A 25,456-nucleotide genomic window follows, 5' to 3' on the forward strand; every position below is an offset into this window, starting at 1 on the left:
TGATGATTCGGCATACGCAAGGATAGATGAGTATTTGAACTTTCACTTTCGATCAGGCCTATAGACAGGCACTTATGTGAAAATAGAACTTTCTTACTTAATAAAGGTCATATCACTAAACAATTTTAATGCAGTGTTTCCAATGACAGGAGAGACATTAACTATGGATGGTCAGATCGATGGGAACATAAACAAACCTGTTGTTGAGCCTGGTGTGCCAGCCAAGAGACCAAAGCTGGATTCATCGCCCAGGGAAAAGAAGGTAGAAATCTATTCTAAAGTAATGTCCAGCCTGCAAATATCGCCACCTTCGGTGTCGATGCTTCCTAAAGTACGAACCGTATCCTCAGCCGATTCCCCGTGCCAAAAGGCCTCTCATGCCTTCGATTTTCGTTTTGTCAGCAGTGATGATGAAGTTCGACAGCTTTTGGTTGACCAGACCTGCGATGAACATCGGGATGTCACTGTTATTTCCCACCCCGATGACCTCTCACAAGCTAATCTGGTGAGCCGGTTGAGCATTGCCAGCGACGGTCGTCACGCACTGTCTTCAGGCAAACTGTTTGAAGGCTCACAGCCATTGACCCTGGTGCTGGATATCCGCAAGCTCACCAGCGAGGAACTGCCGAAATTTAACGATCTGCTGGACCCCGATAACCCCTGCCTGTACGACAAGGTCAGACGGGAGAAACGCCCCCTGGGCAAGCATGTTTCGCTGTTGGTTTTAGCCGACCCCGGACAGTTGGAATCGGTTGGCAGTGATGACAAAGCGCCAGGTGCTGATTTCTGGCGGCGAATTAATCGACCGGGTAATACCTGGCAGTTTGATGAACAGACCGACAGTACGACCGACAGCGCCCCGTCGATGGCTATCGACAAAGTTCCACCGTTACTGGCTGAACTCGCTCCTGACGAAAGTGTTATGGACGACGACACGACCGTTGTTATTGACTGTCACTTGCACAGCAACTGGCGACAATTGTTGCTGGGTGGCCCCGGTGTCGATCAGCAGGGGCGAATCCAGCACCTTCCCGGCAAGCTTGAGTTATTGAGAGCCGGACAACAGGTGATTCTGAAAGGAGCCAACTGGCAGGACCTGGCCTTTGAGCAGACGATCCGACAGATGCTGGCGCAACAGAGCTTTGAGAGTAATGGCAAGGTCTGCCAGTTACCCGACAATGTTCAGTTTTACCAGATGCCAGCAGGAGAGGACGAGCTTCATTCTTTGTTCCAAAGCCTGACTGATGCTAATAAGAGAAGAGTTTCCCACAAGGCATCACAACATCCGATCATCATTAACCAGGGTAATGTCAGGGAGTGGCTGAGCCCCATTGCCATTGCCCCGGAAGGCTATGCAGTCCCTAACACCAGTTTGTTGGAACAAGTTAAGGCGGGTGGTGTCGTTACCGTAACATCCTCTCTTACTGAGACACTCTGGTTTAGTTTACTGGGTTCATTGCAAACCATTCGCGAGACAACTGGCCTGAAGCCCCGACTTCAGGTGGTTCATACCAGACAGCAGCCGAAAGCTCTGGCGTTGGCAGAGAACGATGGACATCTGTTGTCCAATCCATGTAAAAAAGCCAGGGGTTTTAATACCGTCACTTATCAGCAACATAACCAGGCCTGTCATTGGATAAAGAGTCACCCACAGGCACCTCTGGTCATTCAGGTCAATAACCAAACCGGCTTTAGCCAGCTATTTGATAATATCCATATCACCTCGGAACAAAAAGCGTATTTTGGTCGACGTGAGAGTGGCTTGCAGGCGACATTGACTGCTGGCAGGCCAGTCGTATTCCGGGGGCTGGAAACTAATCCAGCCATTCAGCAGCGTCTGGAGCCCATGATGGTTGGCCAACCTCTGTTGGTGAATGGCCAATTACAGGCCTACCCACAAGCTCGTGTCACCATTCTCTGGCCTGAGTCTGAAAAAAGCTCATCGACCCTGTTCAATTCGTTGATTGCCAGGGGGGAGCGGTGTCCTGAAGTCGATATCTGGGAGGTCAATGCAGGGAAGCATGGTATCTCCCGGGCTGAACTGCCAGAACAAGCCGTTAATCAACTTTATAAAGCCTTTGGAACCGTACCTGGCAGCCTTTGTCATCCCTTGCCCAAAATGACCGAAGCCTTGTTGAATCAGCTGATACTGGCTGCCCGGCGGGCACAGCAGGTGGATCAGTCTCAGCGGCTTTTACCCTGCCACTGGCGCAAGGCCATCAATAGCGTCATTACCCACGGTACCCGTCAGAATCCATCCGTGCGGGATTTTATGAAAGTGGCCTGTTGGCTGTTACTGCCGGATGCTGATAAAACGCCGGATGCTGATAAAAAGCTGGATCAAGCCGCTTGGGTTGACCCGGATCAATTAACGACCATCGTTAACGGGGCTCCCCGGTTGGATAGAGCATTTGTGAAGCAGAACCTGTGGAGACTGGCCAGAGCCTTTGACCCGGAAATTTTGAATGAAGCATTACGACTGTCCTGTAAAAAGCCATTGGATGTGGGTGAAGCATTACGACTGTCCTATAAAAGGCCAATTCCGGAGCTGTGTGAAAAAGTTTTCCTGGAAAGCCTCTGCGCTCTAATCGTGGCTCATGGGCCTGAAAAACAACAGCAGGCCATGGCGAAGCAGTTGGAAATTGATCTGAATGCCGCGGAGCCCTACCAATCCTTAGCCATCAGGCCAACAAGACAGATTAAACGTTTACAGGATGCACTGGCTTGTGGCTGGCAGTTAACTTTGCCACCAGGGCAGACCCGATACGATGCTATTCAGGCACTGGCTGCCGATTGTTTTCACATAACCAAAACCGCAACGTCTAAAACAGAAGGCATTGAACGTATAAAACATCGACTGTCTGGAACACTGGAATTGCAGGACTCTGATGATAAGCCCTGGTCAGCACTGGCCGAGAATCTTTATCACGGTGAAATCAATCAGCAGGATCGTGAAAACCGTCGATTATCCCGACTCTATGACCGGCTTGAAGACTCTCCCGTTATTTTCCTGCAAGGAGAAACCGGTACTGGGAAAAGTTACTTTTCCGACAAAATGGCGAAGGCTTCAGGACCGACTACGGTACTATCCCTTGGCCCTTCTGACAGCGAACAGACTTTGATGAAACGCTGGCAGTGGCGGGAACAAGCCGATGGCGACCGTTTTATGAAGCAACAAGACCGAATGCTAATGGAATGGGCCAACACGTCACACGACAAAGAGGGCGAATACATCACTCTGGTTCTGGATGAAGCCAACCTGACCCAAACCGGATTACTGGCGTCCCTGAACGGTTTATGGGAACCGAAACCCTGCATTTATGTGAATGGTCATCCTGTCCCGGTCAGCAAAAAACACCGGGTGATTCTTACCGGTAACCCGGATAATTACGCTGGACGCCAGCTGAACCCGACCCTGAAAGAGAAACTACCCAGGACTTACTACCCACGATTAGACCAGGCATTCCTCAGGGACAGGGTGGTAGAACCGGCTCTGGTCAAGCAGTTACAACAACGGCATCTAAAGGACTCTCAAATAAACGACATTGCACGCAGTGCCACCAAAAGTGTTATGACACTCTGGCAATTTTATCAGGAACTGTTGCCCGAACATGAGTTTACCCCGAGGGATTTGACGGATATCTGCAGTTGGGTAGGCTGGTATCTGGATCGTTCGTTATCTGCAGGTGATACCGTAACCTGCAAACAAATGTATGGTTTGATCCAGCAAAGTTTTCGGGATGTACTGGGGCCTGAAATCAGCGAGACGCATCAGGATGCCCTGTCGGCACTGGACATCTGGTTTGCTGTCCGTTACGAGGTGGACAACACCCTGAGAGACAAAGTGCATAACCATACCTTGCCTGGCATTCAGCAAGCCTTCAGAGCAGTCGCCGACAACATCCGACCTGACTTTGATACCTCCGGCTCAGCCGTCTGTGAACTGGTGCAACAGATTGGACAGGATTTAAGCCGCACTCAGCAGGCTTGTCATCACCGCAAAAAACACGGCGGAAGACAGGCGACACTGATTGAAGGTCCAGCCGGGCGGGGTAAGGATGTCACCCTGAACCTGATGATCGAAAGTATCAGAAAGCAGGCCTGGGATCGGCAAGAATCCATGCCAGAGGTCTACTACCTGAATGCCTGTGATTGTTCCTGGGACGAAGTGTGTAAAACAATCCAGAAGGCAAAAGATAAAGGCGGCATCGTGGTGATTTCAGAAATGAACCTGATCGACAGCCAGCATCTGGAAGGTGAGTTAAACGATATTCTGGCCGGTGATGCCCATCCGGGTTTTCACCTGTTTGCCAGCATCAACCCACCCCAGTACAGCGGTCGGAAACCCTTATCACCGGCACTGAAAGGACGTTTTCGCCATTTGCCAATCCGGCAGTATAACCCGGCAGAATTACAGGCCATTGCTGAGAAAGTATTGCCAGAGAGCCCGGAGAGAAAAACCGCGGCTAAACAGCTGACCCGGCTGCATTGTCAATTAAGGGATAAGCTACAAAAGCTAAACTTGCCGCTACAGCTCACCAGTGGTGATTTACAGGATGTGGCCAGAGCCGTTGTGAGAGGAGGCGATTTTAGCCAGGAAAGCCTTCACCAATGTTTCAATCAGCACTACCGGCTGTATTTGATGGCCGCCAAAACATCGTTGGAGGAACTGCCCGGGACCTCGGCTCCTGCCACAGATAGAGGAGCGTTTGAGCCTGAACTGTGTCGCTGGTTGAACCAAACGGTACCGGGCATGGATCGTCCGTGGTTGATACGACGCAGTAACCTCGACAGCATTGATGAAAAAAACCATGAAATTGGTATCAGGGTTCGCCCGAATAAAGAGGAAACCAAAACGGAAATCATCAAGAGAGTAGCCTGGGCCCAGTGGCAGGCATCCGGTCTTTCTCTACAACCAGGTAAGTCGGACGGTTTGTTCACCCAGACAGTTTACCGACACCAGCAGCAACGCTGGTTTGCTCAAAGGTTTGGTAAGACGGGGGTGGACGCTGACAGCGTATTTCCACTGACAGAAGCACATCAACATCAGCGCTGTCTCGGGAAGGCTGATCAGCTAATACTTAGCCAAGCCTTAGCTGTTGGCGGTGATAACGCTGCTAAACCCTACAATCCAGTAGTCTACGAGAAAGAGACTAAGGCATTAGACCAGTCCACAGACAGTGATCATCAGGCGATACCACACCATAACGATTATAAAGTTTTTTGTAACGAGAATTTTTCTTCCTCCATGTATCGTTGTCGGGCGGCAGATATTTATGTGACCGTCAATGGTGATGTCAAAGCGATCGATCTTAATGATAAAGCCATTCTGGGGAGCGAAATACTCAGGCCGGACCCGTTGCCTGGTCATAACCCGTTAGTCAGGGGTCAAACGCTGGGGGTTCTGGATATACCACCGGGCAAGGGCAAGTACGCATTGCCCAGCCTTAGGCCTGACGACTATATCGTCGCCCTGCGTGTAGACTGCTCATATACCCTGCCTTGCTCATATACCCTGACCAGAGACATGTATACCGGGCTTCACACACTTTCCATTCCTGAGTCCGAAGCCAACCAGTGTATTCGAGTGGTTTATGTCGTAGAACCCAGGGAACCGGAGTCCCGACCAGAACGATTAACACAGCTTGACACCTACTGTTCAGAAGGTATGAAAGCAGTACTGAAGGGAGTGTTTGATCACATTGAGGAACAACCGGCTAAAATACGGTTTCGTTTGCGGCAAATAAAAGTCTATCGAGGCATCCAACGAATTCAGGCGATCACGCGGTATTGCAGTGAGTTTTCCGGCGAGGCTGCACCACAGGACGGAGAAAATTTCTTTAAATTCCTCGTAACACAGCGGCAAGGTCTCTGTCGTCATCGTGTGCCTGTTTTTGTGGCTATTTGTCGTTATTTCGAGATTCCATGTCGGCAAATCAATAGCTATAAGCACGCCTTTGCTGAGTATTCTCCAGATGGAGGTCAGACATGGAAGTCAGTGGATTTGGGTCCATTCTATATACGGGTAACAAAAATCACCTCTAACTTGGAGCTCACCGGGAAGGGAGGCGGCTCTAACTCTGACCACAGTGAGATTAAGGGACTCTTAAAGGGTTTTTTGAAAGCGGCTGATTCAGCACAACAGCAAGCCCTGGCTAAAGCCTCTGGTATGAGCCTTGAGCAGCTGAACAGAGTCCTGGAGACAAACCGTGCATTGCCAGAAGCCGATCTGAGTCTTCACGAAATAGTAGAGAAACTTTGGCAGCAAAAAGATTTGCCCGGTTTTTCCATGGCCATCTCAATCTTAAATGAGTTAGCGGGGAAAATCGTGTGCCCTAAAAAGGGGAAGTTGACCATTGTCGTACGCCCCATTGCTGAGCTTGCCCGTAAACCGATGTCGAAGGCAGCGGCAGCATTATTGGCCCAGGGTCATGCTGATCAGGTCATTAAACAACTCAAGTTATTGCACGCAAAAATGACTGCTGAGGGGGGGACAAATCGTTTCGAGTGGGCAAGCTCAATAGTAAAAACACTGGAAATAAGTGATTTAGCCGACCCTTCGGTTATTGAGTTTGCCTATGAAGCCCTGAAATTGGGTTGGCTGGATCCATTGTCGAACTATTGTTTTTATGAAATGAGTGCTGTTGAGCATTATAAGCTATTGGTGCGTTTGGCAGGTGTCGAAAAAATCAGGGTTATGGCCACCCATTGTTTGAAAAGATGGTATCGGGCGCTACTGTCGAGGGGAACAAACAGTAAGTTATGGCAGTTAGCTTACAATCACCACCAACCGAGTCATAGTGATGCCTTTTTTATCACCCATTGTCATGATGGAGTTTCGTCCACTCTTAACAATGCAATGGCCAGTCCATCGGTACAGGTCGGCTGGACACACCAACCTGAGGGCGTTCCGAATATAGAACGAATGCTGGTGCACCAGCCCGCGTTTATGAAGTCAGACTCAGGCAGCGCAGGCCACCGTCCGGTGATTATCATTGGACACCCTTCGTGGGAGAGTATGCTGTTTGATGAAAAGTTCGAAACCCAGTTTCAACGAAAAATTGAGTCCGACCCGGAATCGACTTACGAAAGCTTTTTGGGTCCTACAAGAGACCAATTCAAACAAGCGATTCAGCAGGCGTTCAGTCATTACCTTTATGAAGTGACGCACTCAAAAGGCGGTCGTTTAACCTATTGTTGGGCTCAGGCTTCCGTCAAAGGCTCCACGTATGATTGTTATGAATATGAAATCGCAGACATCAGGGATACAGACTGCTATGGCGCTCATGATCCATCTTCACCAGAAGAGCTGTATACCATGATGGGTAAAATTAAGAGCTCCTTCTGTTTTCAGGAACCCGTGTTGGATGTCCGCTTGTTGCAGCAGGTACACAACGCCAGCAATGCCCTGGTGCTCACATCCGATGAGTTGACAAAAATTGCCCAGGAATTTTTAAGCACTGTGAATTTGGATTCGCTGTGTGACTTATTGGAGACGAAATTATTATTTCGGCATCGATGACCATCCGCCGAGGGGAAGATTACTATTAATCCGGTGTGCGTGATGCAAGCAGGATAATCGAAAATCGTCTTCACGCTGAATATACGTATTGGGGGTCATAAAAAAGTGTAAAGATAAATCGGCATTTTGCTCGTTTTCAGCGACTGTATTCATAATGGCTGTGAGGGCATTCATTAAATGATGTTGATTGATAGGCTGTGGCAGGGTTCCCAATAACAGATGCATATCCGTAGACTCTCTCTGCTCGTATGGACACGTAGTGAGGGCTGCTGGAAGAATAGCGGCAAGCATTACCGGTGAGGCTGTGGCAGCGGCAGCCTGATTGCCCTCATCTGTCGCCGTTTGAGTAACGATCAGCTGTATCATATTCCCGTCCTGAATAGCCTGAAAAACAGGAGTAAGATTCATCGTCATGGCAGAGTTGTGAAACTCAGCAGTGAGCAGGTGATGCATTCCCATAGCTGGCAGGTCTGCCCATTGAGACAGGTTTACTGTCTCGGCTCTTTGACGAGTCAAAGCTTCTGCCCTTTCATGAATTGGATTCTTCATTATTATTGCCGGTCCAGCTCCTGCATTGCTTGCTGCCAGATGTAATTTTTGCAAAAAATGCAACTGCTTTTGCTTTCGCTTTACCATCTTTCGTAGCTTTTGCAGACGATCTTCCTCCTGGAACTCAAATTCCAGCGGATAAGCCAAACCCATGAGACGGGCATTTTCTACCAGTTCACGAGCAATGACCACAGCCAATGCCCAGGCAGCTGCATCGCCATTTCCCCGCTCAATAGTATCAATAAACGAGCTTCTGAATTGATATCGACTAATCCACTCACCATTTTTATTCTTGACCATCGGCAAGACCCTATAGTTGAGGGGATAAACATCGGGAAAAGGCGTCACAGAGTTGGTTGCTCCAGCAGACTTACCGGAATCACAGGTTCGGCAGAACGTTTGCCCGTCTTTACCGGGCTTATTCTCTTTACCGCAATGCTTGCAGGGGCTAGCCAGTACTTGCACGCTGAATAACAAAACAGATACAAAGAGCCATCTCAATGGATGAATTAAATAACGATGCATATCTCAATTCGCCATTAATAAGAAAAACGAATACGAGCATAGACTAAAATGTTGCACTGCCAGCCAGAAAGCTTTTTGGGATCGGCGATGACACCATTGAAATAGAACTTTCTTCCTGTCTGAAGGTCATATCATTGAGCAATTTCAATGCAGTTCTTCAAATGACAGGAGAGACATGGACTATGGATGGTCAGGTTGGTGGAAAAATAAACGATCCCGTTTCTTATAGTGGCGCCCTGCCCAAGAGACCAAAGCTGAATGAGTCATCAGAGATCGCAGAGGTGCCTGATGTCACTCCCAAACTCAATCTACCGTCAACTCCGGTGAGGCTGTCTGACAAAGCGAGAACGGTATCCTCAACGGATACCTCGCTCCAAAAGCCCCCTCATGCCTTCGATTTCCGTTTTGTCACCAGTGATGATCAGGTTCGCCAGCTTTTGATTGGCCAGACTGGTGATGGAAGCCAGGATGTCACTGTTATTTCCCACCCCGATGACCTCTCACAAGCTAATCTGGTGAGCCGGTTGAGCATTGCCAGCGACGGTCGTCACGCACTGTCTTCAGGCAAACTGTTTGAAGGCTCACAGCCATTGACCCTGGTGCTGGATATCCGCAAGCTCACCAGCGAAGAACTGCCGAAATTTAACGATCTGCTGGACCCCGATAACCCCTGCCTGTACGACAAAGTCAGACAGGAGAAACGCCCCCTGGGCAAGCATGTTTCGCTGTTGGTTTTGGCAGACCCCGGACAGCTGGAATCGGTAGGCAGTGATGACAAAGCGCCAGGTGCTGACTTCTGGCGGCGAATTAATCGACCGGGTAATACCTGGCAGTTTGATGAACAGACCGACAGTACGACCGACAGCGCCCCGTCCATGGATATCGACAAGGTTCCACCGTTACTGGCTGAACTCCCACCTGACGAAAGTGCTATGGACGACGACACGACCGTGGTTATTGACTGTCACTTGCACAGCAACTGGCGGCAATTGTTGCTGGGTGGCCCCGGTGTCGATCAGCAGGGGCGAATCCAGCACCTTCCCGGCAAGCTTGAGCTATTGAGAGCCGGACAACGGGTGATTCTGAAAGGAGCCAACTGGCAGGACCTGACCTTTGAACAGACGATCCGACAGATGCTGGCGCAACAGAGCTTTGAGAGTAATGGCAAGGTCTGCCAGTTACCCGACAATGTTCAGTTTTACCAGATGCCAGCAGGAGAGGATGAGCTTCATTCTTTGTTCCAAAGCCTGACTGATGCTAATAAGAGAAGAGTTTCCCACAAGGCAACACAACATCCGATCATCATTAACCAGAGTAATATCAGGGAGTGGCTGAGCCCCATTGCCATTGCCCCGGAAGGCTATGCAGTCCCTAACACCAGTTTGTTGGAACAAGTTAAGGCGGGTGGTGTCGTTACCGTAACATCCTCTCTTACTGAGACACTCTGGTTTCGTTTACTGGGTTCATTGCAAACCATTCGCGAGACAACCGGCCTGAAGCCCCGACTTCAGGTGGCTCATACCAGACAGCAGCCGAAAGCCCTGGAGTTAGCAGAGAACGATGGACACCTGTTGTCCAACCTGCGTAAAAAAGCCAAGGGTTTTAATAGCGTCACTTATCAGCAACATGACCAGGCCAGTCATTGGATAAATGGTTGGGTAAATGGTCGGACAAATGGTGGGATAAAGAACTGGATAAAGAGTTGGGTAAAGAGTCCCCCACAGGAACCTCTGGTCATTCAGGTCAATAACCAGACCAGCTTTAGCCAGCTATTTGATAATATCCATATCACCTCGGAACAAAAAGCGTATTTTGGTCGACGTGAGAGTGGCTTGCAGGCGGCATTGACTGCTGGCAGGCCAGTTGTATTCCGGGGGCTGGAAACTAATCCAGCCCTTCAGCAGCGTCTGGAACCCCTGATGGTTGGCCAACCTCTGCTGGTGAATGGCCAATTACAGGCCTACCCACAAGCTCGTGTCACCATTCTCTGGCCTGAGTCTGAAAAAAGCTCATCGACCCTGTTCAATTCGTTGATTGCCAGGGGGGAGCGGTGTCCTGAAGTCGATATCTGGGAGATCAATGCAGGGAAGCATGGTATCTCCCGGGCTGAACTGCCAGAACAAGCCGTTAATCAACTTTATAAAGCCTTTGAAACCGTACCTGGCAACCTTTGTCATCCCTTGCCCAAAATGACCGAAGCCTTGTTGAATCAACTAATACTGGCTGCCCGGCGGGCACAGCAGGTGGATCAGTCTCAGCGGCTTTTATCCTGCCACTGGCGTGAGGCCATCAATAGCGTCATCACCCACGGTACTCGCCAGAATCCGTCCGTGCGGGATTTTATGAAAGTGGCCTGTTGGCTGTTACTGCCGGATGCTCATAGAGAGCCGGATGCTCATAGAGAGCCGGATGCTGATAAAACGCCGGATCAAGCCGCTTGGGTTGACCCGGATCAATTAACGGCCATTATTAACGGGGCTCCCCGGTTGGATAGAGCATTTTTGAAGCAGAACCTGTGGAGACTGGCCAGAGCCTTTGACCCGGAAATTTTGAATGAAGCATTACGACTGTCCTGTAAAAGGCCATTGGATGTGGGTGAGGCATTACGACTGTCCTATAAAAGGCCAATTCCGGAGCTGTGTGAAAAAGTTTTCCTGGAAAGCCTCTGCGCTCTAATCGTGGCTCATGGGCCTGAAAAACAACAGCAGGCCATGGCGAAGCAGTTGGAAATTGATCTGAATGCCGCGGTGCCCTACCAATCCTTAGCCATCAGGCCAACAAGACAGATTAAACGTTTACAGGATGCACTGGCTTGTGGCTGGCAGTTAACTTTGCCACCAGGGCAGACCCGATACGATGCTATTCAGGAACTGGCTGCCGATTGTTTTCACATAACCAAAACCGCAACGTCTAAAACAGAAGGCATTGAACGTATAAAACATCGACTGTCTGGAACACTGGAATTGCAGGACTCTGATGATAAGCCCTGGTCAGCACTGGCCGAGAATCTTTATCACGGTGAAATCAATCAGCAGGATCGTGAAAACCGTCGATTATCCCGACTCTATGACCGGCTTGAAGACTCTCCCGTTATTTTCCTGCAAGGAGAAACCGGTACTGGGAAAAGTTACTTTTCCGACAAAATGGCGAAGGCTTCAGGACCGACTACGGTACTATCCCTTGGCCCTTCTGACAGCGAACAGACTTTGATGAAACGCTGGCAGTGGCGGGAACAAGCCGATGGCGACCGTTTTATGAAGCAACAAGACCGAATGCTAATGGAATGGGCCAACACGTCACACGACAAAGAGGGCGAATACATCACTCTGGTTCTGGATGAAGCCAACCTGACCCAAACCGGATTACTGGCGTCCCTGAACGGTTTATGGGAACCGAAACCCTGCATTTATGTGAATGGTCATCCTGTCCCGGTCAGCAAAAAACACCGGGTGATTCTTACCGGTAACCCGGATGATTACGCCGGACGCCAGCTGAACCCGACCCTGAAAGAGAAACTGCCCAGGACTTACTACCCACGATTAGATCAGGCATTCCTCAGGGACAGGGTGGTAGAACCGGCTCTGGTCAAGCAGTTACAACAACGGCATTTGAAGGACTCTGGAATAAACGACATTGCACGCAGTGCCACCAAAAGTGTTATGACACTCTGGCAATTTTATCAGGAACTGTTGCCCGAACATGAGTTTACCCCAAGGGATTTAACGGATATCTGCAGTTGGGTAGGCTGGTATCTGGATCGTTCGTTATCTGCAGGTGATACCGTAACCTGCAAACAGATGTATGGTTTGATCCAGCAAAGTTTTCGGGATGTACTGGGGCCTGAAATCAGCGAGACGCATCAGGATGCCCTGTCAGCACTGGACATCTGGTTTGCTGTCCGTTACGAGGTGGACAACACCCTGAGAGACAAAGTGCATAACCAGACCCTGCCTGGTATTCAGCAAACCTTCAGAGCAGTCACCGACAACATCCGACCTGACTTTGATACCTCCGGCTCAGCCGTCTGTGAACTGGTGCAACAGATTGGACAGGATTTAAGCCGCGCTCAGCAGGCTTGTCATCACGGCAAAAAACACGGCGGAAGACAGGCGACACTGATTGAAGGTCCAGCCGGGCGGGGTAAGGATGTCACCCTGAACTTGATGATCGAAAGTATCAGAAAGCAGGCCTGGGATCGGCAAGAATCCATGCCAGAGGTCTACTACCTGAATGCCTGTGATTGTTCCTGGGACGAAGTGTGTAAAACAATCCAGAAGGCCAAACTCGAAGGCGGCATCGTGGTGATTTCAGAAATGAATCTGATCGACAGCCAGCATCTGGAAGGTGAGTTAAACGATATTTTGGCCGGTGATGCCCATCCGGGTTTTCACTTGTTTGCCACCATCAACCCACCCCAGTACAGCGGACGAAAACCCTTATCACCGGCACTGAAAGGGCGCTTTCGCCATTTGCTGATCCGGCAGTACAACCCGACAGAATTACAGGCCATTGCTGAGAAAGTATTGCCAGAGAGCCCGGAGGGGAAAAGCGCGGCTAAACAGCTGACCCTGCTGCATTGTCAATTGAGGGATAAGCTACAAAAGCTAAACCTGCCGCTACAGCTCACCAGTGGTGATTTACAGGATGTGGCCAGAGTCGTTGTGAGAGGGGAGGATTTTAGCCAGGAAAGCCTCCATCAATGTTTCAATCAGCACTACCGGCTGTATCTGATGGCCGCCAATACATCGTTAGAGGAACTGCCCGGGACCTCGGCTCCTGTCATAGATAGAGGAGCGTTTGAGCCTGAACTGTGTCGCTGGTTGCACCAAACGGTATCGGGCATGGATCGACCGTGGTTGATACGACGCAGTGACCTCGACAGCATTGATGAAAAAAACCATGAAATTGGTATCAGGGTTCGTCCGAATGAAGAGGAAACCAAAGCGGAAATCATCAAAAGAGTAGCCTGGGCCCAGTGGCAGGCATCCGGTCTTTCTCTACAACCAGATCAGTCGGACGATACGCCCACCCAGACACTTTACCGACTCTGGCAGCAACGCTGGTTTGCTCATAGGTTTGGCAAGACGGGTGTGGACGTTAACAGCGTATTTCCACTGACGGAAGCACAGAAACAAACGCTCATATTACCGGCTTTTCAGCCCTGTTTCAGGGAGGCTGATCAGCGAATAGGGGCGTGGAACGCTAATGCCGTTCAAGATTGGCCTGCGTTCCGGGACCAGATAAGGGATCTGAAACCTGTTAACCAAGTCTTAGCTCTTGATGTTAAGCAAGCCTTGGCTGTTGGCGGTCATAACGCTGCTGAACCCTACAATCCAGAGGTCTGCGAGAAAGAGATTAAGGCATTAGACCAGAACACAGACATTGATCACCAGTCGATACCACATTATGACGATTATAAAGTTTTTCCTAACGAGGATTTTTCTTCCCGCATGTATCGTTGTCGGGCGGCAGATATTTATGTGACCGTCAACGGTGATGTCAAAGTGATCAATCTCAATAATAAAGCCATACTGGGGATCGAAATACTCAGGCCGGATCCGTTAGCTGGTCAGAAGCCGTTAGCCAGGGGTCAAACGCTGGGGGTTCTGGACATACCACCGGGCAAGGGTCAGTACGCATTGGCCAGCCTGAGGCCTGACGACTGTATCGTCGCCATGCGTATTATTGCCAAGCGTGCAGGTTGTCCATTTACCCTGACCAGGGACGAGTATACCGGGCTTCACACACTTTCCATTCCTGAGTCCGAAGCCAACCAGCGTATTCGAGTGGTTTATGTCGTAGAACCCAGGAAACCGGAGTCCCGACCAGAACGATTAACACAGCTCGATACCTACTGTTCAGAAGGTATGAAAGCAGTACTGAAGGAAGTGTTTGATCACATTGAGGACCAACCGGCTGAAATACAGTTTCGTTTGCGGCAAATAAAAGTCTATCAAGGCATCCAACGAATTGAGGCGATCACGCGGTATTGCAGTGAGTTTTCCGGCGAGGCTCCACCAAAGGACGGAGAAAATTTCTTTAAATTCCTCGTAACACAGCGGCAAGGTTCCTGTCGTCATTCTGTGCCCGTTTTTGTGGCTATTTGTCGTTATTTCGAGATTCCATGTCGGCAAATCGGTAGCTATACGCACGTCTTTGCTGAGTATTCTCCGGATAGAGGCCAGACATGGAAGTCAGTGGATTTGGGTGGGGGTTTTGGACTGCGAACAGAAATTCTCCCTGATTTGAGGCCCATGGGAAGCGGCTCCAACACTGACCACAGTAAGATTAAGGGTCTCTTGAAGGGTTTTTTGAAAGGGGCTGATTCAGCACAACAGCAAGCCCTGGCTAAAGCCTCTGGTATGAGTCTTGAGCAGCTGAACAGAGTCCTGGAGACAAACCGTGCATTGCCAGAAGCCGATCTGAGTCTTCACGAAATAGTAGAGAAACTTTGGCAGCAAAAAGATTTGCCCGGTTTTTCCATGGCCATCTCAATCTTAAATGAGTTAGCGGGAAAAACCGCGTGCGATAAAAAGGGGCGATTGAGCATTGTCGTGTGTCCTATTAATGATTTTGCCCGTAAACCGATGTCGGAAGCAGCCGCAGCATTATTGGCCCAGGGTCATGCCGATCAGGTCATTAAACAACTCAAGTTATTGCACTCAAAAATGACTGCTGAGGGGGGGACAAACCGTTTCGAGTGGGTAAGCTCAATAGTGAAAACACTGGAAATAAGTGATTTAGCCGACCCTTCGGTTATTGAGTTTGCCTATGAAGTCCTGAAATTGGGTTGGCTGGATCCATTGTCGGAGTACGGTTTTTATGAAATGAGGGCTGTTGAATATTATAAGCTATTGGCGCGTCTGGCAGGTGTCGAAAAAACCAGAGTTATGGCCACCCGTTGTTTAAAAAAATGGTATCAGGCACTACTGTCCAGGGGAACAAACAGTAAGTTATGGCAGTTAGCTTACAATCACCACCAAGCAAGTCATAGTGATGCCTTTTTTATCACCCATTGTCATGATGGTTCTTCATCCACTCTCAACAATGCAATGGTTAGTCCATCGGTAAAGGTCGGTTGGACACACCAACCTGAGGGCGTTCCGAATATAGAACGAATGCTGGTGCACCAGCCCGCGTTTATGAAGTCAGACTCAGGCAGCGCAGGCCACCGTCCGGTGATTATCATTGGGCAGCCTTCATGGGAGAGTGCGCTGTTTGATGAAAAGCTCGAAACGCAGTTTCAACGAAAAATTGAGTCCAACCCGCAATTGAAAAAGTTGTTAGAACAAGTCAAACACTATGAGGGAAAACGTTTTGCTATCACAGGCAGCGACAAACTCACCCTGAAGCGCCTTGCTCTGTCATCGACTTACGAAAGCTTTTTGGGTTCTGCAAGAGACCAATTCAAACAAGCGATTCAGCAGGCGTTTAGTCATTACCTTTATGAAGTGACGCACTCAAAAGGCGGTCGTTTAACCTATTGTTGGGCTCAAGCTTCTGTCAAAGAATCCAAGTATCGTCGTTATGAAACTGAAATTGCAGACATCAGGGATACAGACTGCTATGGCGCTCATGATCCATCTTCACCAGAAGAGCTGTATACCATGATGGGTAAAATTAAGAGCTCTTTCTGTTTTCAGGAACCCGTGTTGGATGTCCGCTTGTTGCAGCAGGCACACAACGCCAGAAACGCCCTGGTGCTCACATCCGATGAGTTGACAAAAATTGCTCAGGAATTTTTGAACACTGTGAATTTGGATTCGCTGTGTGACTTATTGGAGACGAGATTATTATTGCGGCATCGATGACAATCCGCCGACGGGAAGATTACGATTAATCAGATGTGCGTGATGCAAGCAGGATAATCGAAAATCGTCGTCACGATAAATATACGTATTGGGGGTCATAAAAAAGTGTAAAGATAAATCGGCATTTTGCTCGTTTTCAGCGACTGTATTCATAATGGCTGTGAGTGCATTCATTAAATGCTGTTGATTGAGATGCAGTGGCAGGGTTCCCAATAACAGATGCATATCCGTAGACTCTGTCTGCTCGTCTGGACACCTGTTGAGGGCTGTTGGAATAATAGCGGCAAGCATCACCGGTGAGGCTGTGGCAGCGGCAGCCTGATTGCCCTCATCTGCTGCTGTTTGAGTAATGATCAGCTGTATCATATTCCCGTCCTGAATAGCCTGAAAAACAGGAGTAAGATCCATCGTCATGGCAGAGTCGTGAAACTCAGCAGTGAGCAGGTGATGCATTCCCATAGCTGACAGGTCCGCCCATTGAGACAGGTCTACTTTTGCGGCTCTTTCACGAGTCAAAGCTTCTGCCCTTTCATGAATTGGATTCTTTATTATTGCCGGTTCAGCTCCTGCATCCCGTACTGCCAGATGCACTTTTTGCAAAAAATGCAACTGCTTTTGCTTTTGCTCTACCATCTTCCGTAGCTTTTGCAGACGATCTTCCTCTTGGAACTCAAATCCCAGCGGATAAGCCAAACCCATGATACGGGCAACTTCTATCAGATCGTGAGCAATGATCTCAGCCCATGCACTGGCAGTTTCGTCGCCATCTTCCTGCTCAATAGTATCAATAACCGAGCCTCTGAATTGATATCGATTAACCCACTCACCATTTTCATTTTTGTCCGTCGACAAGACCTTATAGTTGGACGGCCAAGAATCGGGAAAAGGCGTCACAGAGTTTGTTGCTGCGGTGGCGTTTTGAGCAGCAGAGCTTTTCAAAGCTTCATCAGCTGAGGGTGAAGGATCAGGATCAGCAGACTTCCCGGAATCACAGGTTTGGCAGAGCGTTTGCCCGTCCTTACCGGGCTCATTCTCTTTACCGCAATGCTTACAGGGGGTAGCCAGCACTTGCACGCTGAATAACAAAACAGATACAAAGAGCCATCTCAATGGATGAATTAAATAACGATGCATATCTCAATTCGCCATTAATAAGAAAAACGAATACGAGCATAGACTAAAATGTTGCACTGCCAGCCAGAAAACTTCCGGGATCGGCGATTACACCATCCAAATAGAACTTTCTTCCTGTCTGAAGGTCATATCATTGAGCAATTTCAATGCAGTTCTTCAAATGACAGGAGAGAGATGGGCTATGGACGGTCAGGTTGGCGCAAAAATAAACGACCCCGTTTCTTATAGTGGATCCCTGCCCAAGAGACCAAAGCTGAATGAATCATCTGAGATTGCAGAGGTACCTGGTGTAGCTCCCAAACTCAATCTATCGTCAACTCCGGTGAAGCCGTCTGACAAAGCGAGAACGGTATCCTTAACGGGTTTCTCGCTCCAAAAGCCCTCTCATGCCTTCGATTTCCGTTTTGTCACCAGTGATGATCAGGTTCGCCAGCTTTTGATTGACCAGACTGGCGATGGTAATCAGGATGTCACTGTTATTTCCCACCCCGATGACCTCTCACAGGCTAACCTGGTGAGCCGGTTGAGCATAGCCAGCGACGGTCGTCACACACTGTCTCCAGGCAAGCTGTTTGAAAGCTCACAACCATTGACCCTGGTGATCGATATTCGCAAACTCACCAGCGAAGAACTGCCGAAATTTAACGATTTGCTGGACCCCGATAACCCTTGCCTGTACGACAAAATCAGCCATGAGAAACGTCCGCTGGGTGAGCATGTTTCGCTGTTGGTTTTGGCAGACCCCGTACAACTGACATCGGTTGGCCGTGATGACAAAGCGCCGGGTGCTGATTTCTGGCGACGAATTAATCGACCGGACAACACTTGGCAGTTTGACGCACAGACCGGCAAGGCCTCGCCAATGGATATTGACAAGGTTCCATCATTGCTGGCCGAACTCCCTCCTGCCGAAAGTGCTATGGACGACGATACGACGGTTGTTATTGACTGTCACTTGCACAGCAACTGGCGACAGTTGTTGTTGGGCGGCCCCGGCGTAGATCAGCAGGGACGAATTCAGCACCTCCCCGGCAGGCTTGAAACCTTGAGAGCCGGACAACGGGTGATTCTGAAAGGAGCCGACTGGCAGGACCTGGCCTTTGAACAGACGATCCGACAGATGCTGGTGCAACAGAGCTACGAGAGTAATGGCAAGGTCTGCCAATTACCCGACGATGTTCAGTTTTATCAGATGCCGGTAGGGAAGGGTGAGCTTCATTCTTTGTTCCAAAGCTTGTCTGATGCTAATGAGGAAGGACTTTCCTGTGACGCAGCAGGAAACCCGGTCATCATCAACAAGAGTAATATCAGCCAATGGCTGAACCCGATTGCCATTAGCCCGGAAGGTTATGCGATCCCCAGCACCAGTCTGCTAGAACAGGTTCGGGCAGGTGGTGCAGTTACCGTAACATCTCCTCTTACTGAAGCACTCTGGTTTCGTTTACTGGGTTCATTGCGCGCTATTAGCGAGACGACCGGTTTGAAGCCTCGACTTCAGGTGGCTCATACCAAAGAACAGCCGAAGGCCTTGGGACTGGTAGAAAACGATAAACACTCGTTGTCCAACCTATGTGAAAAAGCCAAGGGTTTTAATGCCGTCACTTTTCAGGAACATGCTCAGGCCAGTCGTTGGATAAATAGTTGGCTAAACAGTCAGCTAAACAGTCAGCTAAACAGTCAGCCACAGGCACCTCTGGTTATTCAGGTCAATGACCAGACTAGCTTCAGCCAGCTATTTGATAATATCCATATCACCTCGGAACAAAAGGCGTATTTTGGGCGATGCCAGAGTGGCTTGCAGGAGGCATTAACCGATGGCAGACCCGTCGTATTCCGGGGGCTGGAAACTAATCCAGCTCTTCAGCAGCTTCTGGAACCCCTGGTGGTTGGGCAACCTCTGTTGGTGAATGGCCAATTACAGACCTACCCCCAGGCTCATGTCACAATACTCTGGCCTGAGTCTGTGAAAAGCATATCGGCTTTATTCAATTCGTTGGTGACCAGAGGTAAACCGTGTCCTGAAGTTGATTTCTGGGATCTCAATGCCGACAAGCATAAAATCCCCCGGTCTGAACTGCCAGAACAAGCACTTCACTCACTGTACGAAGCGTTTAAAACCGTACCTGCTCATCTTTGTAGCCCTTTGCCCAAAATGACCGAAGCCTTGTTGAATCACCTGATACTGGCCGCCCGGCGGGCACAGCAGGTAGACAAATCTCAGCAGCTTTTACCCTGCCACTGGCGCAAGGCCATCAATAGCACCATTACCCACGGTACCCGTCAACATCCGTCCGTGCGTGATTTTATGAAAGTGACTTGTTGGAGGTTACTGCCGGATGCGTATAAAGAGCCGGATGCGTATAAAGAGCCGGATGTTGATGAGGCTCAAACGGCCTCGGTAGACCCGGATCGGTTAAATGACATCATCAACAGTGCCCAACGATTGGATAGAGCGTTTATCAAGGAAAACCTATGGCCACTGGCCAGAGCCCTTGACCCGGCAGTATTTAATGATATCAAATTACTGGCCTATAAAGATCACTTTGAATCCTGGTTTGAAAAACAAGTTCTGGACAGACTTTGCGCCTTGATTGTGGCTCAAAAGCCCGAAGAACAACGACAGGCTATAGCGTATCAGTTAGAAATTAATCCGGCGGCAGCAAAACTCTGGCAATCCTTAGCCATCAGACCCACAAGACAGATGAAACGTTTGCAGGATGCACTGGCTTCTGGCTGGCAATTAATTTTGCCACCAGGGCAGACCCGATCCGATGCTATTGGGGCGCTGGCTATTGATTGTTTTTACATGGCCAGAACAGCGAATTCTAAAACAGAAGGCATTGAACGTATAAAACATCGACTGTCCGGAACACTGGTGTTGCAGGACGCTGATGATAAGACCTGGTCAGCACTGGCCGAGGATCTTTATCAGGGTAAGATCAATCAGCAGGATCGTGAAAGCCGTCGATTATCCCGACTCCATGACCGGCTTAAAGACTCTCCAGTTATCTTCCTGCAGGGAGAAACCGGTACCGGGAAAAGTTACTTTTCCGCCAAAATAGCAAAGGCTTCAGGACCGGCTGCGGTGCTGTCCCTTGGCCCTTCTGATGACGAACAGAGCCTGATGAAACGCTGGCAATGGCAAAAACAGGCCGATGGCGACCGTTCTATGAAGCAGCAAAACAGGATGCTGATGGAATGGGCCGGGGCCCGATCTGATAAAGACGGGGAATACCTCACCCTGGTGCTGGATGAAGCCAACCTGACCCAAACCGGGTTACTGGCGTCCCTGAATGGTTTATGGGAACCGGAACCCTGCATCTATGTTAATGGTCATCCTGTCCCGGTCAGCGCAAAACATCGGGTAATTCTCACCGGTAACCCGGATCATTACGCCGGACGACAGCTGGACCCGGCCCTGAAAGAGAAACTGCCCAAGGCTTACTACCCACGGTTAGATCAGGCATTCCTCAGGGACAGGGTCGTGGAACCGGCTCTGGTTAATCATTTACAACAACGGCATCTGACGGAGTCTCAATTAAGAGAGCTTGATATAGACGACATTGCACACAGTGCCAGCAAAAGTGTAATGACACTCTGGCAGTTTTATCAGGAACTGCTGCCAGAGCATGAGTTTACCCCCAGGGATTTAACGGATATATGCAGTTGGGTGGGTTGGTATCTTGATCGTTCGTTATCCGCAAGTGACCGTGTTGACTGCAAACAAGTGCACGGTTTGATCCAACAAAGTTTTCGGGATGTATTGGGCCCCGAAATCAGCGAGGTTCATCAGGATGCCCTGTTCGCACTGGATATCTGGTTTGCTGCCCGTTATGAGGCGGACAACACCCTGAGAGACAAAGTGCATAACCATACCCTGCCCGATATTCAGGAGACCTTCCGAGCAGTCACCCAAGAAATACAACCTGACTTTGATACCTCCGGCTCAGCCGTCTGTGAACTGGTACAACAGATTGGACAGGATTTAAATCGCGCTCAGCAGGCTCATCATCACGACAGAAAACACGGCGGAAGACAGGCGACACTGATTGAAGGCCCGGCTGGCCGGGGTAAGGATGCCACGCTGAACCTGATGATTGAAAGTGTCAGAAAAGAGGCTGAGAAACGGCATGAATTGATGCCGGAAGTCTTTTACCTGAATGCCTGCGATTGCTCTTGGGACGAAGTGTGTAAAACGATCCAGAAGGCAAAACTCGAAGGCGGCATCGTGGTGATTTCAGAAATGAACCTGATCGACAGCCAGCATCTGGAAGGTGAGTTAAACGGTAATCTGGCCGGTGATGCCCATCCGGGTTTTCACTTGTTCGCCACCATCAACCCACCCCAGTACAGTGGGCGAAAACCCTTATCACCGGCACTGAAAGGACGTTTTCGACATTTGCCAATCCGCCAGTATAACCCGACAGAATTGCAGGCCATTGCTGAGAAAGTCTTGCCGGAGTCCCCGGAGGGGAAAAACGTGGCTAAACGGCTGACCCAGCTGCACTGTCAATTGAGAGATAAGCTAGCAAAGCAAAACCTGCCTTTACTGCCGTCCAGTGGTGATTTACAAGATGTTGCCAGGGCTGTTCTCAGAGGCTGCGATTTTAGCGACCAAGGCCTTCATCAGTGCCTCAATAAGCACTATCGGCTTTACCTGATGGCTGCCGAAACATCGCTGGAGAAACTGTCCGGATCATCGGCTCTCGTCATAGGCAAGGGAGAGATTTATTCTGAACTGTGCCGTTGGTTCAATGAAACATCGGGCATGAATCGTCCATGGTTGATACGACGCGGTGATCACAACAGTATTGATGAAAAAAACCATGAAATACGTATTAAGGTTCGTACGGATAATGAGGAAGCCAAAACAGAAATAATCAAAAGTCTGGCCCAGACTCAATGGCTGGAATCCGGTCTTTCCCTGCAACCGGATGAGTCGGACGATATTCTCACCGGGGGACTTTACCGACACTGGCAGCAACGCTGGTTTACTCATAGGTTTGGCAAGACGGGCGTGGACGCTAATAGCGTCTTTCCCATGACAGAAGAACAGCAACAAACGCTGCAATTATCGGCTAACCGGCCCTACCTTGATGAGGCTGATCGGCGGATAAGCGCATGGAACGCCAATGGAGTTCAATTGTGGACTGCGTTTTGGCATCAGCTCAGTGATGTGCCAGAGCATCTGGTTGACGATTTTATTAACAAAGCATCCGCTACTGGCAGTAATAAGGCTCCTGAACAATACAAGCCACAGCCTATGGATGGAGCGTTGACTACTGGTGGTGATAAGGCTCCTGAACAATACAAGCCACAGCCTATGGATGGAGAGTTGACTACCGGTGGTGATAAGGCTCCAGAACAATACAAGCCACAGCCTATGGATGGAGCGTTGACTACTGGTGGTGATAAGGCTCCTGAACAATACAAGCCACAAGACCACGAAAAAAAGGTTCCGGCATTGGATCGGTTAACGAGCTATCAGAACCAGGCTATGTCACGAATTGACGATTATATCATTTTTAAGTTGCCTGACCATTTTCCCGGGATTTATCGCTGGTCGGCAGAGGATATTTATGTGACTGCCCAAGGCGACATCAAAGAGATCAACATTAGTCATCTGTCCATGCAGGGAACCGAAGTCCTTATACCTGCCCGGTTACCAAAACATGACCAGGAAGTGATATTAGCCAAAAATCAAACGCTGGCGACCTTTGACTGGCAACCGAAATGGAGATTGGATAATGGTCGATATCCGTTGCCGAGCCTGAATAAATATGAGCGTATTGTGGCTATGCGTGTAGAACCCGAAGTTCGGTTTTCCCTGTTCAGGGACCTGCATACCGGTCTTCACTCACTGCAGTTGCATGAGCCCACAGCCAGAAATATCAAGCTTGCCTACGTCGTAGAATGCATAAAACCGGGCAAAAAAATACGAACCCGACCAGAACCATCAACACGATTTGACACTCGCTGCTCAGAATATGTGAAAACACTACTGAACGAAATGTTCAAAAACATTGACCATCAACCCTCCGAAATACAGGTGCCTTTGCGGAAAATAAAAGATGCCCAAAACACGTGGCAACGCATGGAGGCGATCAGGGACTATTGTCAAGCGTTTTCCGGTGATGCCATGCCACAGCGCAATCAACCTTTGTTTGAATTCCTCGTCAAACAGCAGCAAGGGAGGTGTCGTCATCGTGTGCCTGTTTTTGTGGTTTTGTGTCGTTATTTCGGGATTCCCTGTCGGCAAATTTCTAACCGTACTCACGCCTTTGCAGAGTGTTCATTGGATGGCGGCCAAAGCTGGGAGTCTGTGGATTTGGGAGGGGCACCTGTCGAGGCAACAGAAATCCTGCCTGAATTCCAGCTTACCAGACAGGTCAGTGCTTCTGGCACTGAGTCAAGGAAGATTATGAATCTCATAAAAGAGAGTGATTCAGCGCAACAGCAAGCTCTGGCCCAAGCCTGTGGCATTAATCTTAAAAAACTGAAAAAAGCTCTTGAGACAGACACTTTGTTAGCCGTACCCAGTCCAAGTATCGCCAATGCAGTAAGGAAGCTTTGGAGGAGAAAAAATTTAACCGGTTTTTCCATGGGGGTCTCGCTGCTGGTGTCGTCGGAGACAAAAGCATTAGGCAAGGAGGAGAGTCAATTGATCTTTAAGGTGGATAAGGGCAAACGGTTGGGCTGTTCACCGATGTCGAAGATGTCGGATGTAGTCAAACAAATATTGCACGACGGTGATGTTGATCAGGTCATTGAACCACTCAAGTTATTGTACTCAAAAATGATTGTTCAGGGCGTAGCAGAGCCTTTGCTGTGGTTGAAATCAATAGTGGATGTGCTGGGAAGACGTGACAGCTTAACTAAACCTTCGTTTATTTGCTTTGCCCGTAAAGCTCTGGAATTGGGCTGGTTGGATCCATTTTCAGCCTATAACTGCAATATAATAAAAGCCACAGATCATCACAACTTATTGGTGCGTCTGCGAGGCTGTGATGAACTGAAGGTTAAAGCGACACATTGTCTGAAAAAATGGTATCAGACATTATTGTTGCGGGAAGAAGGTATCAAAGAATGGCAGCGTGCTTATAAAAACTGCCAAGGGAAAAAAGGTCAACGCTTTATCATCACTGATCCTTGTAGTGGGTTTTCGCAATCCCTTGAACGTGACATTCTCTGTCCATCTTTACAAACCGCCTGGACGTACAAACCTGAGGGCGTTCCGAATATAGAGCGAATGCTGGTGCGCCATCCTGCGTTTGTGCAGTTAAACTCAGGTAAGACGAACCACCGGCCAGTGATTACCCTGGGGTGCCCTTTCTGGTGGGACACAGTTATTGATCAAAAGAGAAACGAACTGCTTCAACGAGTGGTTGAAAACAGCCCGAACCTGAAACAGATGTCGGAAAACGTCAAACAATATGATGAAATGCTTGCTCATGTTAAAGCCCCTCAAGAGTTCGATCCTAACGCTCATAGGGTGCTGAGAGACGAGCGACGCATTTTGTCTGATTTAAGCTCCAAATGCTACGGTGCGATTACGCAGGCTTTCACTTATTACCTGTATGAAGTGTCACACTCGATGGGTGGTCGTTTAGCGCATTGTTGGGGCAGTTCTGACATCGGCAGCAACGCCTGGATAACCAGGAAACAGGCCAGCTTTGGCATTCATGATCCATCTTCACCAGAAGAGCTATATGCCATGTTTTCTGAGATTAGAGGTTCTCGAGATTTTGAGAAATCTGTTGAGGATGATTACTTACGGCAGACACTTAACGTCAGTGATGCACTGGTACTCAGATCCGATAAGCTGACAAACATGGCTAAAGAATTTTTGAGCAGCGTGAATTTGGATTCGCTGTGTGAATTTTTGGTGAACGATTCTTAAAATATTCTGATTGCC

At 49.1% G+C, this 25,456-nt stretch carries 5 protein-coding genes; 3 read left to right on the forward strand and 2 right to left on the reverse strand.

Annotation, left to right across the window (positions count from 1 at the left end; translation table 11 throughout):
* Positions 1-142 precede the first annotated feature (142 nt).
* Positions 143-7,522: an AAA family ATPase gene (locus K7B67_RS08385; RefSeq protein WP_252179897.1), complete on the forward strand. Its 7,380-nt coding sequence runs from the start codon at positions 143-145 to the stop codon at positions 7,520-7,522.
* Here K7B67_RS08385 and K7B67_RS08390 read toward each other — a convergent pair.
* Entirely contained in the window at positions 7,505-8,596 is a 1,092-nt protein-coding gene (locus K7B67_RS08390) for a hypothetical protein (RefSeq protein ID WP_252179898.1), read from the reverse strand. The two genes, K7B67_RS08385 and K7B67_RS08390, sit on opposite strands and share 18 nt — an antisense overlap.
* Before the next feature lie 161 nt (positions 8,597-8,757).
* Here K7B67_RS08390 and K7B67_RS08395 point away from each other — a divergent pair, with 161 nt between their 5' ends.
* On the forward strand, positions 8,758-16,407 hold the full coding sequence (locus K7B67_RS08395) for an AAA family ATPase (protein WP_252179899.1): 7,650 nt from the start codon (positions 8,758-8,760) through the stop codon (positions 16,405-16,407).
* Here K7B67_RS08395 and K7B67_RS08400 read toward each other — a convergent pair.
* On the reverse strand, positions 16,390-17,346 hold the full coding sequence (locus K7B67_RS08400; protein ID WP_252179900.1) for a hypothetical protein: 957 nt from the start codon (positions 17,344-17,346) through the stop codon (positions 16,390-16,392). The two genes, K7B67_RS08395 and K7B67_RS08400, sit on opposite strands and share 18 nt — an antisense overlap.
* A 355-nt stretch (positions 17,347-17,701) precedes the next feature.
* Here K7B67_RS08400 and K7B67_RS08405 point away from each other — a divergent pair, with 355 nt between their 5' ends.
* The gene (locus tag K7B67_RS08405) at positions 17,702-25,441 is read left to right on the forward strand and encodes an AAA family ATPase (RefSeq protein ID WP_252179901.1); all 7,740 of its coding nucleotides are present in this window, start codon (positions 17,702-17,704) and stop codon (positions 25,439-25,441) included.
* Positions 25,442-25,456 lie beyond the last annotated feature (15 nt).

It is taken from the genome of Endozoicomonas sp. 4G (genome assembly GCF_023822025.1).
Classification (GTDB): Bacteria; Pseudomonadota; Gammaproteobacteria; order Pseudomonadales; family Endozoicomonadaceae; genus Endozoicomonas_A.

What these genes read in the sequence shown, in the direction of transcription:
- K7B67_RS08385 (WP_252179897.1), top strand. Translation starts at nt 143, where the DNA reads ATGACAGGAGAGACATTAACTATGGATGGTCAGATCGATGGGAACATA.
- K7B67_RS08390 (WP_252179898.1), bottom strand. Translation starts at nt 8,596, where the DNA reads ATGCATCGTTATTTAATTCATCCATTGAGATGGCTCTTTGTATCTGTT.
- K7B67_RS08395 (WP_252179899.1), top strand. Translation starts at nt 8,758, where the DNA reads ATGACAGGAGAGACATGGACTATGGATGGTCAGGTTGGTGGAAAAATA.
- K7B67_RS08405 (WP_252179901.1), top strand. Translation starts at nt 17,702, where the DNA reads ATGACAGGAGAGAGATGGGCTATGGACGGTCAGGTTGGCGCAAAAATA.